This is a genomic window from Rothia sp. P5766 (genome assembly GCF_048513555.1).
Lineage (GTDB): Bacteria > Actinomycetota > Actinomycetes > Actinomycetales > Micrococcaceae > Rothia.
In genome coordinates, this window is the sequence record NZ_JBLXXS010000001.1 from 153144 (window position 1) to 168403 (window position 15260).

At 57.4% G+C, this 15260-nt stretch carries 13 protein-coding genes; 7 read left to right on the plus strand and 6 right to left on the minus strand.

The window, feature by feature from the left end:
* Positions 1-131 precede the first annotated feature (131 nt).
* Complete coding sequence (locus ACN08V_RS00745; RefSeq protein ID WP_419104168.1) at positions 132-1097, minus strand: A/G-specific adenine glycosylase; 966 nt, start codon at positions 1095-1097, stop codon at positions 132-134.
* 87 nt (positions 1098-1184) lie between these two features.
* On the opposite strand from ACN08V_RS00745, the gene ACN08V_RS00750 reads away from it, so the two are divergent.
* From ACN08V_RS00750 to radA, 3 genes are all read left to right on the plus strand, one after another.
* Positions 1185-1994 (plus strand): hypothetical protein, encoded by an 810-nt coding sequence (locus ACN08V_RS00750; RefSeq protein ID WP_419104169.1) that lies wholly within the window; start codon positions 1185-1187, stop codon positions 1992-1994.
* A gap of 94 nt (positions 1995-2088) precedes the next feature.
* Positions 2089-3156, plus strand: a complete 1068-nt coding sequence (gene disA / locus ACN08V_RS00755; protein WP_419099027.1) for a DNA integrity scanning diadenylate cyclase DisA — start codon at positions 2089-2091, stop codon at positions 3154-3156.
* Positions 3157-3230: 74 nt separating this feature from the next.
* Positions 3231-4640 (plus strand): DNA repair protein RadA, encoded by a 1410-nt coding sequence (radA, locus tag ACN08V_RS00760; RefSeq protein WP_419104170.1) that lies wholly within the window; start codon positions 3231-3233, stop codon positions 4638-4640.
* Between the two features lie 227 nt (positions 4641-4867).
* On the opposite strand, the gene ACN08V_RS00765 is transcribed toward radA, so the two are convergent.
* A complete protein-coding gene (locus ACN08V_RS00765) occupies positions 4868-6313 on the minus strand; it encodes an FUSC family protein (protein WP_419104171.1) in 1446 nt (481 codons plus the stop codon).
* Positions 6314-6534: 221 nt separating this feature from the next.
* Here ACN08V_RS00765 and pstS point away from each other — a divergent pair, with 221 nt between their 5' ends.
* The 4 genes from pstS to pstB all read left to right on the plus strand — a co-directional run bounded on the left by pstS (position 6535) and on the right by pstB (position 10627).
* Complete coding sequence (gene pstS, locus ACN08V_RS00770; RefSeq protein WP_419104172.1) at positions 6535-7638, plus strand: phosphate ABC transporter substrate-binding protein PstS; 1104 nt, start codon at positions 6535-6537, stop codon at positions 7636-7638.
* Positions 7639-7724: 86 nt separating this feature from the next.
* Positions 7725-8693, plus strand: a complete 969-nt coding sequence (gene pstC / locus ACN08V_RS00775) for a phosphate ABC transporter permease subunit PstC (RefSeq protein ID WP_419099031.1) — start codon at positions 7725-7727, stop codon at positions 8691-8693.
* Positions 8693-9790 carry a phosphate ABC transporter permease PstA gene (pstA, locus tag ACN08V_RS00780; RefSeq protein WP_419104173.1) on the plus strand — a complete coding sequence of 366 codons (1098 nt, stop codon included), beginning with the start codon at positions 8693-8695 and terminating at the stop codon, positions 9788-9790. The genes pstC and pstA overlap by 1 nt, the downstream gene beginning before the upstream one ends.
* A 57-nt stretch (positions 9791-9847) precedes the next feature.
* Positions 9848-10627, plus strand: coding sequence for a phosphate ABC transporter ATP-binding protein PstB (gene pstB, locus ACN08V_RS00785; protein ID WP_419099033.1), 780 nt, complete (start codon positions 9848-9850; stop codon positions 10625-10627).
* A 44-nt stretch (positions 10628-10671) separates the two neighbouring features.
* Here pstB and ACN08V_RS00790 read toward each other — a convergent pair whose 3' ends face one another.
* The 4 genes from ACN08V_RS00790 to ACN08V_RS00805 all read right to left on the minus strand — a co-directional run bounded on the left by ACN08V_RS00790 (position 10672) and on the right by ACN08V_RS00805 (position 14869).
* The gene (locus ACN08V_RS00790; RefSeq protein ID WP_419104174.1) at positions 10672-12159 is read right to left on the minus strand and encodes a polysaccharide pyruvyl transferase family protein; all 1488 of its coding nucleotides are present in this window, start codon (positions 12157-12159) and stop codon (positions 10672-10674) included.
* 2 nt (positions 12160-12161) lie between these two features.
* Entirely contained in the window at positions 12162-13136 is a 975-nt protein-coding gene (locus tag ACN08V_RS00795; RefSeq protein WP_419104175.1) for a glycosyltransferase family 2 protein, read from the minus strand.
* A gap of 105 nt (positions 13137-13241) precedes the next feature.
* Entirely contained in the window at positions 13242-14252 is a 1011-nt protein-coding gene (locus tag ACN08V_RS00800; RefSeq protein ID WP_419104176.1) for an inorganic phosphate transporter, read from the minus strand.
* The gene (locus ACN08V_RS00805) at positions 14252-14869 is read right to left on the minus strand and encodes a DUF47 domain-containing protein (protein ID WP_419099037.1); all 618 of its coding nucleotides are present in this window, start codon (positions 14867-14869) and stop codon (positions 14252-14254) included. Before ACN08V_RS00805 ends, ACN08V_RS00800 begins: the two co-directional genes overlap by 1 nt.
* Positions 14870-15260 lie beyond the last annotated feature (391 nt).

A 15260-nucleotide genomic window follows, 5' to 3' on the forward strand; every position in this document is an offset into this window, starting at 1 on the left:
CCAAGACCTATCAAAATGTTGGCCGCAGCAGTCAGCAAATGACTCGAAGGTATAGAAAGTTTCTTCTGACTTCTGTACTCAACTGCTAGTACTGGCTGGGGTGGCTGTCTCTGTTCCCGGTTCTTAGCAACCTAGAGCGATATCAAGCCCCCGCTGTGTTCCTTGGCGAGACCATCAGCGACTAGCCCCAAGTAGCACCGTTCTATCTGCTCAGAGGTGGGGGAGAGCTTCTGTAATTTTTCTACGGCAGGAACCAGCTCGGTGGGCACCACAAAATCAAGCTGGCCCGGTGCAGTGAGTAAACGCGAGGGAACCGGGGCTAGGGCCGCACGGAGTACACCCAGCATGGCACCCCGCAACTGGCGGTCGGTCCCAGCCCAGGCCTGACCCTTAGGCTGGTAGTCAGCCTCCGGTTTTCCTGCGCCCACCCAGGCACAAGCATCAGCCACGGGGCAGGAAGCGCAATCCGGTGACTTAGCAGTGCAGATAAGAGCACCCAGCTCCATCACCGATACATTCCACAGGCAAGAAGTAGGGGTATCAGCGGGCATGAGCTCGTCGGCTAGCCGGGTTTCAGCTGCCGTGAGAGAAGGCCCCGGTAAAGCTCTACCCGAGACCAAGCGGGCGTGAACCCTGCGGATATTGGTGTCAATCACCGTAGCCCGGTTGCCAAAAGCAAACACAGAAATAGCCGCCGCCGTATAGGAACCCACACCGGGAAGGTCAAGCAGCTCATCATAGGTGCTGGGTACTTGGCCTCCGTGGCGCTCAACAATAGCCTGAGCGGCAGCGTGCAGACGCAAAGCGCGGCGCGGGTAGCCCAGACGCCCCCAAGCGCGTACTGCCTCCGCGGAATCCTCAGCCGCCAAATCAGCAGGGGTGGGCCAGCGATCCAGCCATACTTCCCAGACCGGCAGTACCCGCTTGACAGGGGTCTGCTGCAGCATAAATTCGCTGACCATGACCTCCCAGGAAGAGTTCTCACCGGTGCGCCAGGGCAAATCACGCCGGTTCTCTAAGTACCAGGAATTGATGCGGGCATGAAGAGTGTTGAGGTCCTGTGGAGCTAAACCGCTCAGAGGCAGAGTAAAAGACACCCCAACACTCTAAAACACGATTGACTTAACCCCCTAATAGGGGCTTAAAAGCTCCTATCTTGGCGTAGAAGACGGTAGTCTAGAGATATGTCTGTTAAAGTTGATTCACCGGTAGAAGAGGTTTCCCCCGAAATCTACCGCCGCCGCCGCATTGTCGCTCTGCTCGTTCTTGTTTTTATCCTGCTCCTGATTATCGGGCTTATCAGCCTGCTGGCTGGTCGCGGAAAGAACACCGAGAGCGCCTCAACCGCCGCTAGCGCTTCTACCAGCGCCGCCGCCTTTAGCGATTTTAGCGAGCGTCCTAGCGAATCAGCATCTGCTTCTGAGAGCGCAAAATCGGACGAAAGCTCCGCTTCTGAAAGCGCCAAAGCCGATGACAGCTCAGCATCAGATGAAGCCAGCAAGAAGGCAGAGGAAGAGTCTGATCAGGAGTCAGCTAAGCCCTCTGATGAAGCCAGTGAGGACGCTGAAGCCACACCTTCTGCTGATCCCAGCGAGGCCCCCGCTGTAGTAGCTGCCTGCACCGCAGCAGACCTACAGGTCAGCATCACCTCTGATAGCCCAACCTACGCCGCAGGCCAGAACCCCGCACTCGCTGTAACCTACACCAACACATCAGGTAACCCCTGCATCGTTACCGGTGGCGCTAACAACGTGGATGTCAACATCACCTCCGGCCCCGCCCAGGTCTACAACTACGCTCAGTGCTACGCTAACCCCGTTGCAGACGCCGAAGTCGCGGCCGGTGCCACCAACACCACCCCGCTGACCTGGAACCGTTCACTGAATGTCCTCGGTTGCAACACCACCGCAACCATCCAGCCCGGCCACTACTGGGCAACCGCAAGTGTCAACGGTATAGCCTCACAGCCCATCCGCATCATCGTCACCGGCTAAACCCTAAGGGTTTTCTCTTCCGGTGCCCCGGCATACTCTGCCGGGGCACCGGTCTTTAAGGCAGGAAACAGTCGGGTGCACTAAAATAGGTGGGGTGCTAACGGTTTATAGTGATTCCCTGCTGAAAACAATCGCCCAGATTGCCCCCGGTACGGAGCTACGCGAGGGGCTCGAACGTATCCTACGCGGTCGTACCGGTGCCCTCATCGTGCTGGGCAATGACAAGACCGTTGCCCACATGTCCTCAGGCGGCTTCGCCATCAACACCGAATTCTCGGCAACCCGCGTGCGCGAACTCGCCAAAATGGACGGTGCCATCATCTGCGACCGCGACGCCTCAACCCTATTAGCAGCAGGGGTCCAGCTCCTACCCGACCCCTCTATCGACACCAACGAATCCGGCACCCGCCACCGCACCGCCGAACGAGTCGCCAAACAAACAGGATTCCCCGTTATCGCAGTCAGCGCCTCCATGTCACTGATTTCGGTCTACACCGAAGGAATCCGCTACACGGTCGAAGACGCCCAATCTCTGATGAGCCGCGCCAACCAGGCCATCAGAACCCTCGACAGCTATACCGAACGCCTAGAACAGGTGCTCCACCAGCTTTCCTCCCTCGAAATCGAAGCCAACGTAACCCTGCGCGACGTAGCCAGCACCCTCCAGCGTATGGAAATGGTGCGACGCATCGCAGTAGAAGCCGGGCACTATGTTGTAGAACTGGGCGATGTAGGCCGACTGGTCGCCCTCCAGCTCGAAGAACTAGCCACCCACGACCTGCCCGAAAGCTGGGTCGTGCTCCGTGACTACCTGCCCGCAGACATCACCCCCGAAGAGCTCCAAAAAGCCGTAGCCGCCCTGCAAGAGCTCAACGACAAAGAAATCGTTGACTTACTCGTTATCGCCCGCACCGTGGGACTTGGCGAAGAACTCAGCGCCTCCCTACATCCCCACGGACACCGCCTACTAGCAGGAATCAAAACAATGCCCGGAGCAGTCGCAGACCGCCTAGTAGACCGCTTTGACGGCCTCCAATCCCTCATGGCCGCCAGCCTCGATGACCTACGCGCCGTAGAAGGAATCGGGGAACAAAGAGCACGCGTCATCCGCGAATCACTCTCCCGCATGGCAGAAAGCTCCCTGCTCGAACGGTTCATGTAGGTCCCCACCCCGCACCGGTCAGCCGGTAGCTAAGTCACACCTAAAATGTCAGCCCCCGGCTTTATGCTGTGACTATGGCTACCCGAAAAAACACCCGCTCCCGCTCCACCAACGCCTACCGGTGCACCGAATGCGGCTGGACCACCGCTAAATGGGTAGGCCGCTGCGGCGAATGCCAGTCCTGGGGCACCGTCGAAGAAGCCGCCACCGGTGCCATCGCCGCCAAAACCACCGTAGCCTCCAGCGTCCAAACCCCCGCACAACCCATCGGGGCAGTCGACTCCACCGTCGCCCAATATATGAGCACCTGCAACCCCGAATTCGACAGGGTCCTCGGCGGCGGGCTCGTCCCCGGCGCAGTCATCCTCATGGCTGGTGAACCCGGCGTCGGTAAATCCACCCTCCTACTCGATGTAGCTGCCACCTTCGCCCGCGGCAAAGCCACCGGCAAAGCACACAACGTCCTCTACATCACCGGCGAAGAATCCGCCGCCCAGGTCAAACTCCGCGCCGACCGCATCGGCGCACTCGCCGACACCCTCTACCTCACCAGCGAAACAGACCTCGGCACAGCCCTCGCCCACATCGAACAGGTTAGCCCTGACCTGCTCATCATTGACTCCGTGCAAACCCTAGCCTCCACAGACGTTGAGGGGAGCGCAGGCGGCGTAACCCAGGTGCGAGAAGTCGCCGCCAGCATCATCGCCGCCGCCAAACGCCGCAACATGTGCACTCTCCTGGTCGGGCACGTCACCAAAGAAGGCACCATCGCCGGCCCCCGCCTCCTAGAACACCTGGTCGATGTCGTCTGCCAATTCGAAGGCGACAAACACTCCCACATCCGCATGCTCCGCGCCATCAAAAACCGCTTCGGCCCCACCGACGAAGTCGGCTGTTTTGACATGCACGAAGACGGCATAGCACCCGTCACCGATCCCTCCGGCCTCTTCGTCTCCCGCACCCCCCACCCGGTGGCCGGAACCTGCGTCACTGTCACCATGGAAGGCCGCCGCCCCCTCCTAGCAGAAGTCCAAGCCCTCCTCGACCAAAGCGCAACACCCCAGCCCCGCCGAGCAACCAGCGGCCTAGATAGCTCCCGCATCTCTATGCTGCTCGCCGTCCTCCAAAAACGAGCCGGCTTCAGCGTGGGAAAACTCGACTGTTACATCTCAACCGTAGGTGGCGCCAAAATATCCGAGCCCTCCGCAGACCTCGCCTGCGTCATAGCCCTCGCCTCAGCCGCCCAAGACAAACCACTCCCACGCAAACTTGCAGTCTTCGGAGAAGTAGGTCTAGCCGGTGAAGTCAGAGCCGTACCGGGCATCCGCCAACGCATTGCCGAAGTAGGACGCCTGGGCTTCACCCACGTCATTGTTCCTGCCTCCCCAGCAGGCGTGGGCCAAGTACCCGCCGGAGTATCGGTGCGCGAAGTGGCATCGCTGGGGGAGGCTCTAGCCCTGCTCTTTCCCAACGCTGGGAATTAGTTATCGTGATATTCTGCCCAGTACTGGTGCCTGCCAAGATCCCTTAAACGCCAGCCCCGAGCCAGTTGGCAGGGACTTACACTGGGCTTTGCTCGGTATCATGCCCGCTAACTTCCCTTAAACGCCAGCCCCGAGCCAGTTAGCGGGCACGATACCGAGCTGGGCAACTGCCCTAGAAGACCAGCCCCGCATCAGCTAGCGGGCACGACACCGAACTGAAGGGGAACCTACTTTTCGGGGCTCCGCCCGGTTTCAATCTTCTGCTCAATAAGGGCTAACTGCTGAGTATTCAGCTCCTGCTGTTTCTCCACACGAGCAACACCATCGGCTAACTCAGGATCCACATTCACAGTTGCCTGTGGCCCCGTAGGCTCCTGCCTACCAGACCGTGCAGAAGCCCGGTCCTTAGCCCGCAAAACAATAGTAAGCTGTTGCGTATCGGCCCGGTGCTTTTCCTCAACCAAGGGCTGCTGATCCGATTTCAAGGGGCTAGGCTGAACCGGAATCATACTGGTAGTCGGAGCGTGCTCAGTCATAGAATCACCCAGCGGAACCAGCATAGACTCCGCCTCCGCATGAGTCAGCCCCGAGGCCTCCAAAAGATCCACCACCAGCGGGCGCAACATTAAAACCAGGGCTTCCGCCTCCATACTCTGAACACCCATCATGTGGGGCTCTAACTGCCCCGCTAAGAGCGACAAATTCTGGCGTGCCTGCATCATGCAGGCTGAACGGGTTTTAGCCTCCGGCGCAGACATACCTTCACCCAAAATCCCGATAGCATCACCAATGTGGGTAAGGGCCTGGGCAATTGAGCTAATTGCCCGGTGCGAAATCTGCACGTTATTAATGGTCGAAGCCATACGACGATTAAGCACCCGGGTATTACGGATCGCATAGTCAATCTTGCTTAGAACCTGACTATAGCCTTCCAGCTCTTTCATGTGTGACCGACCGGTCCAGGCCAACTGAGCCATCCCCTTAGAGGTAATAATGTCCTTCTCACAGGTGGTATAGAGAGGCTGAAGCCTACGGGCACTACCCAGTGCATACCAGGCCTCCTTGCCGTCATAATGCTCCATTGCCGTCCCAGCATCACGGAAAACAGAGGCAAAAGCACTCATCAACTTGCGGGCGTTCTCACGCGGAGTTCTGCGCGGATCCTTAGGGAAGAGAAACATCAACAAGAAAGCGCACAAGCCACCCACAATCCCGTCAAGACTGCGGCCAAAAGGCCCGTCCGCATTAGGTGGTAGCAAGACAACCAGGCAAGACTGCAAACCCATCTGAATAGTAAAAAGAATCCCGTTATCCAAGAACCGGGCCAACATAATCGACAGGAACATCACTAAGCCAGCCTGCCAAATCCCTTGACCCAGAACTATCATCATGAGGTCACCCATCAAAATACCCAGCGTCACCCCAAAAGAAACCTCAAGGATACGGCGGGCATGAGTAGCACCCGTGATATAGCCCAGCGACACAATTGCAGCGGTCGCGGCAAAAATCGGTTGCCTATGGCCCAGAACTTGCTCAGCAAAGAGATAAGCGCCAATACCAGAGACCACAATCTGAAGGGACTGGAAGAACCCCTCCCTCATACGAATCACACCCAGGCGACCCCGGTGCGCTGCCTTCTTCCTGATGACACTAACCTGCTGACCAAAACACATGCCTACCATTCTAGTAGGAGCCCATCACCACCCCACCTTCCCAGTCTTAACGCCCACTGTGCGCCCTCTGTTCACCCACCGTTTACTCAGTGCTAGCCCACCTGCTACCTAAGCTCCCTAAAGTCATAGACGTTAGATACCTGACCAACTGTTCAACGGTTGTCGGCCCCACCCAAACACGGTCGGCACAAGAGAGCACACAAACAAAGGATCCTCATACCGTGAAGGCTAAGTCACTCGCTCGCTGGAGCTCACTTGCATTTGTTGGCGCACTCGCCCTCACCGCTTGCGGCTCAGATAACGCAACCGGAACCGGCTCCAGCGCCGGTGGTAGCTCGTCCCCCCTCCCCTCAAGCGCCCTGACCGGTGTTGGCGCATCCTCACAGCAGGCAGCCATCACAGCCTGGGAAACCGGCTTCGCCAACATCGGCGGTACCGTCCAGTACTCACCCGATGGCTCCGGTGCTGGCCGTGAGGCCTTTCTGGCTGGTGGCGCCGCTTTCGCAGGCTCCGACCGTGCCCTCAAGACCGAAGAGTGGGAAAAATCCAAGGAAGTCTGCGGCCCCGACGGCGCAATCAACATCCCGGTCTACATCTCACCCGTTGCTATTGCCTTCAACCTGCCCGGCATTGACTCCCTCAACCTCGATGGCGAAACCATGGCCAAAATTTTCAAGGGTGAAATCACCACCTGGAAGGATGCAGCTATCGCCTCCCAGAACGAGGGCGTCACCCTGCCCGACACCAAGATCACCGTGGTACACCGCTCCGATGACTCCGGTACCACCGAGAACTTCACCGAATACCTGCAAGCCGCCTCCAACGGCGCCTGGGACGTAGAAGCAGACGGTAACTGGCCCTCCCAGTACTCCGGTGAATCTAACAAGGGCACCTCCGGTGTTGTCTCCACCACCTCATCTACCGAGGGCGCTATCACCTACGCTGATGCCTCAGCTATCGGAAACCTCGGCAAGGTAAACGTCAAGGTCGGTGATGATTACGTTGAGCTCTCCGCAGAGACTGCCGCAAAAGCCGTTGAACTTTCAGAGCGGGTAGGCGGCATGAACGAGAAGGACATGGCAATCCAGGTCAACCGCACCCCCGAAGACCCCACGGCCTACCCCGTAGTCCTGGTCTCCTACCATATCGTCTGCTCCGGCTACTCAGATGAGGACAAGGCAAGCCTAGTCAAGGCCTACGAGAGCTACGTCGTCAGCGAGCAGGGCCAGAAGGACGCCGCAGACGCAGCCTCATCTGCCCCTCTGACATCGGCACTGAGCACTGATGCCCAGAAGGCAGTCGAGTCCATCACCGTTACTAAGTAACTCTCACCCCGCCAACGGTGCGGCTAGTTGTGATAACTAGCCGCACCGTCCCAGTAAGACAAGGCCAAAGGCTCAAATCAATTACTATGTCAACTACCGAAGTATCGCAGCATGGCCCAGCAGGTGGCCGCGCGAAAACTCAAGACCTGCCCGCTGTCGGCAACCCAGCGGCCGACAAAATTTTCTCGGGTATTTCCCTGGGTGCGGGTGTCCTAATCCTAGTCGTTCTTGCAGCTGTTGCTATCTTCCTGGTGGCTCAGGCTCTACCGGTCTTCACCTCTGACCCGGCTGAACTGCCCAGCGGTAGTTTTGTTCAGTACATCGGGCCGCTGGCCATCGGTACACTGATTGCCTCGGCTATCGCCCTACTCCTTGCCACCCCTATCGGTATTGGTGTAGCGCTCTTTATCTCCCACTACGCCCCGCGTAAGCTGGCCCAGAGCATCGGCTACGTCATTGACCTGCTAGCAGCTATCCCCTCCGTTATCTTCGGTGCCTGGGGCGCCTCGGTGCTAGCGCCCAAGATTGTTCCTTTCTACGACTGGCTAGCAACCTACTGTGGTTTCCTGCCCATCTTTGCCGGTCCCGCCTCGCAGACCGGTAAAACCATCCTGACCGCGGGCATCGTGCTGGGCATCATGATTCTGCCCATCATCACCTCCATGTGCCGTGAAATTTTTGTTCAGACCCCGCTCCTGCAACAGGAAGCCGCCCTGGGGCTAGGTGCAACTCGCTGGGAAATGATACGGATGACGGTCCTTCCTTTTGCCCGCGGCGGCATCATCTCATCGGTCATGCTAGCCCTAGGTCGCGCCCTGGGCGAAACCATGGCTGTGACCCTGGTACTAGCCTCCGGCCCACTGACCGCTTCACTCATCACCTCAGGTAACCAAACCTTCGCCTCGGAAATCGCCCTGAACTTCCCCGAAGCCTACGGGCTACGCATGTCAGAGCTGATTGCCGCCGGTATGGTGCTCTTCGTCATCACCCTCATGGTCAATATCATGGCTCGCATGATTGTGTCCCGCTACAAGGACTTCTCAGGAGCTAACTAATGTCTGTAGCTAGCAGCAAATCCCGCTTTACCAGCCGCCAGGCCCCCCGCTGGCTTGCTCCGGCTGTTGGTCTGGGCGCTCTTATCCTGGGCGCTGCAGCCAGCTCCCTCATGGGCTTCTCCATAGCAACCTTCGCTGTTTTCTCCGCGCTCATCTTTGTCCTGGCCGGGCCACTAGCCCTAGGCTCCATTGAAGGCAAACGAAAGGGGCAGGACGCCTTTGCCAGCTACCTGGTCTATGGCACCTTCCTTCTAGCTCTGCTACCCCTGGTGTCGGTTCTCTACACCGTACTCGCCCGGGGCGTCCCCGGCCTCTCCGGTAACTTCCTGAGTACATCCATGAAGGGCGTCACCGGCGTCCACGACAATGCGGCAGCCGAGGGCACCGGACCGGTACTGGGCGGTATCTACCACGCCATCCTTGGCACCTTAGAGATCACCCTGCTTGCCACCGTGATCTCTGTGCCGATTGGCCTACTAACCGCTATCTACCTGGTTGAATACGGCCAGGGTAAATGGTTGTCCAAAGCAATTACCTTCTTCGTGGACGTTATGACGGGTATCCCCTCAATCGTGGCCGGTCTTTTTGCCGCTTCTTTCTTCGCCCTTATCTCGGGTGACCCTATGAACCGTATGGGTCTGGTCGCTGCGGTAGCGCTATCGGTGCTCATGATTCCCACCGTAGTTCGTAACGCCGAAGAAATGCTCCGAATCGTGCCCAACGAACTGCGTGAAGCGGCCTACGCGCTGGGCGTGCGTAAATGGCGAACCATCATGAAAGTCGTCATCCCTACCGCAATCTCAGGTATCGCATCCGGTGTCACCCTGGCTATCGCCCGAGTTATCGGTGAAACCGCCCCGATTCTGGTAACCGCAGGCTTCGTCACCTCCATCAACTGGAACGCCCTGGGCGGCTGGATGGCCACACTACCCACCTACATCTACTACCAGATCATGTCACCGACCAGCCCCACCGCAGCCGGAGTTTCCGAGACCCGCGCCTGGGCGGCGGCACTGATTCTGATTCTGATTGTGATGATCCTGAACCTAACAGCCCGCCTTATCGCCAAATTCTTCGCCCCCAAGACCGGGCGCTAAGCACCCGGCCCGAGCGGCCTCCCTCTTTAGAGACTTCATCTTGAAAAAGGAAAACACATGTCAAAGCGTATCGACGTTGAAAACCTGAACGTGTACTACGGTGACTTTCTCGCGGTAGAAGATATCACCATGGCCATTGAGCCACGAACAGTGACCGCCTTCATCGGCCCCTCCGGCTGTGGCAAGTCAACCTTCCTGCGCACCCTCAACCGCATGCACGAAGTTATCCCCGGCGCCCGGGTCGAAGGCAAGGTCCTGCTCGACGGGGACGACCTCTACGGCAAGGGAGTAGACCCCGTGACCGTGCGCTCGCAGATCGGCATGGTTTTCCAGCGGCCTAACCCCTTCCCCACCATGTCAATCCGTGAAAACGTCTTAGCAGGGGTCAGGCTCAACAACCGCAAAATTTCTAGGAGTGACGCCGATGAGCTGGTTGAGAGCTCGTTGCGCGGTGCTAACCTCTGGAAGGAGGTTAAGGATCGTCTAGATAAGCCGGGTTCCGGCCTGTCGGGCGGTCAGCAGCAGCGCCTGTGCATTGCCCGCTCCATAGCGGTCAAACCTGATGTAATCCTGATGGACGAGCCCTGCTCCGCCCTGGACCCTATCTCTACACTGGCCGTGGAGGATCTTATCAATGAGCTGAAAGAAGAGTTCACCGTGGTGATCGTGACCCACAATATGCAGCAGGCCGCTCGCGTCTCAGACAAGACCGCCTTCTTCAACATTGCGGGAACGGGTAAACCGGGCAAGCTCATTGAATATGCCCCCACCCAGGAAATCTTCAACAACCCCCGAGAAAAGTCCACCGAGGATTACGTCTCAGGCCGTTTCGGCTAAAAAATAAAAGAAGCCCAGCTCCCAGACGGGAGCTGGGTTCCTTTTTACTCTCCGCGCATCTTGCGGCGTACCCAGCCGCGTAGAGTGGCGTTTTCTTCTGCCTCAATCAGAGAATCAGCCAGCTCCGCGTTCCTACGCTCGAGTTCATCGGCGCGGGCTTGGGCACGGTCGCGCTGGAGCAGACGCTGGTAGTCCCAGGAAAGCGCTCGGTCACTTTCAGCGCGAGCTAGGGAGGCTGCCAGCGAAATCTCGGCAATATCGTCACGAACCAGCAGATTAGTGAGATTCCATTCACCGGTAAAAAGCGTGGGAGTACTGTCTAGATTTTGGATAGTTGGGGCCAGATGGTTGCTCTTGTGGGTTAAGACAGTGGATACGGCATCCCACCACTGAGCTGAGAAAGCACTCAGGCGGTTTGTGCGTGCTTGCAGGCTTGCAGAAAGCTCAGGGCGTAGCTGAACTACCTCGTGCAGTGCCTCAAGGGGGGCTGCTGAGTTTAAGAGGGCCAGGGGTATAGCGTAGTTCTCTGCACCGTACTGGCTCATCATTCCTCGTACCCGCATGTCGGTAAAAGCATCGGGTAGCAGGGCTACGAAAGGAATACCCGCTGAGAGGGAAAATACCCCGGGGTGGTAGCGGGTCGAAAAACCGATGTAAGCTCCCCTGTGTACCTGGACGGCGTCGTCTGCATGGACGACCGGTAGCTCAATGGGGTTCGAGAACATGTGTGAGGCAATCTCTCGGTGAACCGCTACATCGCCCTGTTGCTCCTGCTGGGGCTGGCCCATATGGGGCAGGAAGACGGTGCCTAGGCCGTACTGGCGGTGCATATCGTCCAGGATCTGACCGATTATCCGGGACTGCCCGGAGTTCAAGCCGTTGAAGGTGGCACAGATATAGTTCTCGGGCAAATCAACAATCGGGCGTCCGGGTAGGGAGCGGTGCTTATGCTGGTAGAAAGTAGCGTCATCTGCAATGAGGTTAGCTTTAAGACCGCGGGACAGGGCCCAGCTGTAGGAGCTAGATTCGCGCAGGCCAACGAGCTGGGCTATATCGAGCATCTCGTGCAGAACCTTTGCATCGGCTTCGGTAAGAACCGGTCCCAGAGACTGACCCGAAATAACCAGGGGTATTTGATAGGCCTGAGCGATCAGAGCATAGGCAACCCGCTCGTAGAGTAGCCAGCCATAGGTGGAGTTCATATTGCCGCCACCAGCTATAACTATGCCGTCTACTGCTGATACATTGTGCACAAAATCTGTGATTTCTGACCGTGCTGGTGCACCTGCTAAATGAGCGCGGAGCTCAGCAATATAAAGCTCACGTTCAGCCGGGGGCCAGGGTACCTGCAGGGTTGCCATATAGTCGCTTGCGGACCCAATATATTGCCTGGAATGTTCGACGTCACGGGTTGCGATGACAACATCGAACCCCCGCCGGGTAAGTTCCGCGGACACTGTAATGCCCATAGCCTCGTCGCCCACATGGTACTGAACCTGCCCTAGATCGGCGAGCACAAGAATACGTGGCATGGTTAACGGTTTCCTTTCACCAGACGAGTCAGGCGTGATTTGAGGGAGAGCGCCCGCTCGATGCGGTTAAGCTGCTCTGCGGTGGCACGACTTGTTTCTTCTAACCGGTCCAGCTTGCTGTTGATAGCTGCCAGCTCGTCAAGGACGCTGTTGGTCAAGTCAATGTTATGCCCTACTCTGCCATCGACTTGATTTGCTAGGTGTGCCTGGAAGAGATAGGAGCCTAGCCGACCCTGCTGTGAGAGGTCTTCGCGGATAGCCCGCGCACGAACCTGCCCGTCGAAAATGTTATGGAGTATCTGGCCTGCGTAGACACTGTTGGCGTTAGAACCGTCTGCTTGGGGCCTTTTGGACCAGTGAGCGAGGTTCTGGTCGATAAAGTGTACCGGGTAGCGGGAGGCTACCCGGATATTGAACTCCCAGTCTCCGGTCACGGGTAAGGATTCGTCGTAGTAGCCTAGCTCTTCGTGCAGACTCCGGCGGTAGAGGATAGAGATGGGGACAGCTCGGTTGATACGCATGAGGTCTTGAATCGTGATGTCGTTGAGGAAGCCCCAGAAAGGTCTTGACTCGATGAATTCTAAGGTGCCCTGATCGGTGATACGTTCAAAATATTCATCAGTGCGTACGGTGACTAACTGCCCGTCGGTTTCTTCCAGGGCCGCTACGGTAGTTTCCAGGAAAGTTGGTTCCCAGAGGTCATCATCGTCATGAATGGCTATATAGGTCGATTCTGTGGCTTTGATTCCCAGGTTTGATGCAGCCTCCATACCCTTTGATGAGCCTGTATGAAGGATCTGGATTCCTGAGAGGCCCTGAGCTTGTGCTACCAGTTGTTCTACGACTTCACGGTCACCACCGTCGTTAACGATAGCTACCGTGTAGTCCGTGTAGGTTTGTTCGGCGATGTTGGCTAGAGCTCTCCTCAGAAAGAGCGGTCGATCTTTGGTGCGAACGATAATTGCAACTTTTGGCATGGCACTTTCAGACTGTTTGGGGCGAGGTTCTCTTCCCAATATAGCGAATGGTGGCTGACTCCGCGATGTCGGGGTTTGCCCCTGTTTGTGGGGAAAGACCCTGAGCTAAAGCAGGGGCGAGAGAGCCAGGAGCAAAACTGCTGAGAGTATGAAGCAGGCCGGCAGAGTGATGACCCATGTGAAAATAATGCGCACAACAATTTTGAGACGCACCGCTGCGAACCGCTGGTTAACCCCGGAGCCCAGAACTGCCGATGCTGATAGGTGGGAGGACGATACCGGAGTGTTCAGGAAGAACTGCAGAAGCACGAGCGCTAAAGCGGTGGAGCTTTGGGCGATAGCCCCTCGCAGGGGGTCGACTCTGACCATCTGGTGAGCGAAGGTGTAGCCGATACGGGAGCTTCCGCGGGCCGTGCCCAGGCCCAACACCATGGCCAGGAAAATCGCCGATATAACGTAGGTCGTCGGAGCGACATCCAGCCCTGCCGAGAGGAGTAGAACCGCGTATATCACCACAGCTCGCTGCCCTGTTTGCACGCCGTGCACCAGGGATATAAGGGAGTTCGCCAGGGACAGGATAATACGGGAGAACCTGTTGACGGTGGCGGGGTAGGTGCCTTGAAGTAACCCGTAGAAAGGGAAAACAGCGGCCCAGGAGAAACAGAAAAGGACAAGGGGAACCAGGATCAGGGGAATGATGAGGAAGGTGGTGAGCGGTTCAGAAAAGGGGTTAAAATGGCCAAGCCCTACTGTTTGTGCCGCCCAGGCAGCCCCCGCAAGGCCACTGATGAGTGCGTGGGTTGAGGACGAGGGCATACGGAACCACCAGGTGATGAGCCCCCACATGACTGCGGAGGTGAGGGTTGCCAGGATCATGCCCAGGCCGGTCTTGCCCTGGGGAACAGTAAGCCAGTGTGTTGTCAGCGATCCCAGAGCAAGGCCGGTGAGGGCCATGCCCAGAAAGTTAAAGAGGGCGCTAGTGCGTAAAGCTACCTTGGGTGTGAGTGCTCGTGTCTTGACGGGGATCGCTGTTGCGTTGGGAGCATCGTGAAAACCTGTCACAAAGGTGAAGCCGATGAGGGCTATACAGCTAAGGGCGAAGAGAAGCAGGGTCACTAGGATTCCTGAACGATGATACGACCGATTTCTGTGGCGACGGTGCGCATGGCTTCGGAGGCTTCAACCAATTTATGGATAAACCGCCTGGTTTGCAGATAGCGACTCTGCTTGTAGCGGCCCTGGATATCGGCATCGTACTCCTCTGCGATTCTTACGGCCTGTTTGGTGATGCGGAGCATGGTTATCCAGTAGTTGTCCATATCGCGCAGGGTGCTGAGTTTGGGGATGATGCCTGTGGTGAGTACGGCCTGACGCTGAATGAGGTCAAGAAGGGTCGCGGCCTTAGGAGAGAACCTGACAATGCCGTAGAGGTGAAGAATATTTGCGGCGGAGGTGAGCTTTTCAACGGCGGTGTTGAGAGAAACAGCGAGTGCGTAGATATCTTCGCGGGCAATAGGTGTGGAGAAGGAGCTACGGACCGCTGTCATGGTTGCTAGAAGCATGTCGAGTGTTTCAGCTTCGTGGGTGAGTGTTCTTTCGAGCAGTTCGGGGTAGCGGTCTTCGGGGGAACCCACCATTTCGGAGAGCAGGGCAGCGGAAGCTGAGACCTGTTCGGAGAGGCCGGCAAGGGCTTTTAGCGAAGTGTTTTCTTGGGGGAACATGCGCTGGAGCATTTGCCGTTTCTCCTGATGATGCTGTCTGGTCTGCTTGTGCTTATGGTACCGCCAGAAAGTTAACAAATGCTGGGGTGGCGCTACCCTTGGGCACGCAAAAGCCGGACAGCCAGCCCAAGAGGGTGGTGCCCGGCCTAAGCCGTATGAAAGTTGAGGGATGCCAGGCTGGGAGCGCCTCTCGGCGGTAGGCCGCTCGAAGCGGCTAAAGATTTGGAGCCCGGGGCTACCTTAGCAGCCTGACATCTTGTAATACATCTTTCTCCTCTGCGGTGCCTCTGTCAAGCTGTGTACGGGGTCTTTGTTGGCCTCTAGTGAAAGCAGAAGCGGCCGCTTAGTGCAAGTTCTTCTCTGCTGTGTCACCAGTGTGTGGCGGGGGCTAAATATTTGGGTA

What these genes read in the sequence shown, in the direction of transcription:
- pstB (WP_419099033.1), top strand. Translation starts at nt 9,848, where the DNA reads ATGTCAAAGCGTATCGACGTTGAAAACCTGAACGTGTACTACGGTGAC.
- ACN08V_RS00805 (WP_419099037.1), bottom strand. Translation starts at nt 14,869, where the DNA reads ATGCTCCAGCGCATGTTCCCCCAAGAAAACACTTCGCTAAAAGCCCTT.
- ACN08V_RS00795 (WP_419104175.1), bottom strand. Translation starts at nt 13,136, where the DNA reads ATGCCAAAAGTTGCAATTATCGTTCGCACCAAAGATCGACCGCTCTTT.
- radA (WP_419104170.1), top strand. Translation starts at nt 3,231, where the DNA reads ATGGCTACCCGAAAAAACACCCGCTCCCGCTCCACCAACGCCTACCGG.
- ACN08V_RS00790 (WP_419104174.1), bottom strand. Translation starts at nt 12,159, where the DNA reads ATGCCACGTATTCTTGTGCTCGCCGATCTAGGGCAGGTTCAGTACCAT.
- ACN08V_RS00765 (WP_419104171.1), bottom strand. Translation starts at nt 6,313, where the DNA reads ATGTGTTTTGGTCAGCAGGTTAGTGTCATCAGGAAGAAGGCAGCGCAC.
- pstC (WP_419099031.1), top strand. Translation starts at nt 7,725, where the DNA reads ATGTCAACTACCGAAGTATCGCAGCATGGCCCAGCAGGTGGCCGCGCG.
- pstA (WP_419104173.1), top strand. Translation starts at nt 8,693, where the DNA reads ATGTCTGTAGCTAGCAGCAAATCCCGCTTTACCAGCCGCCAGGCCCCC.
- ACN08V_RS00750 (WP_419104169.1), top strand. Translation starts at nt 1,185, where the DNA reads ATGTCTGTTAAAGTTGATTCACCGGTAGAAGAGGTTTCCCCCGAAATC.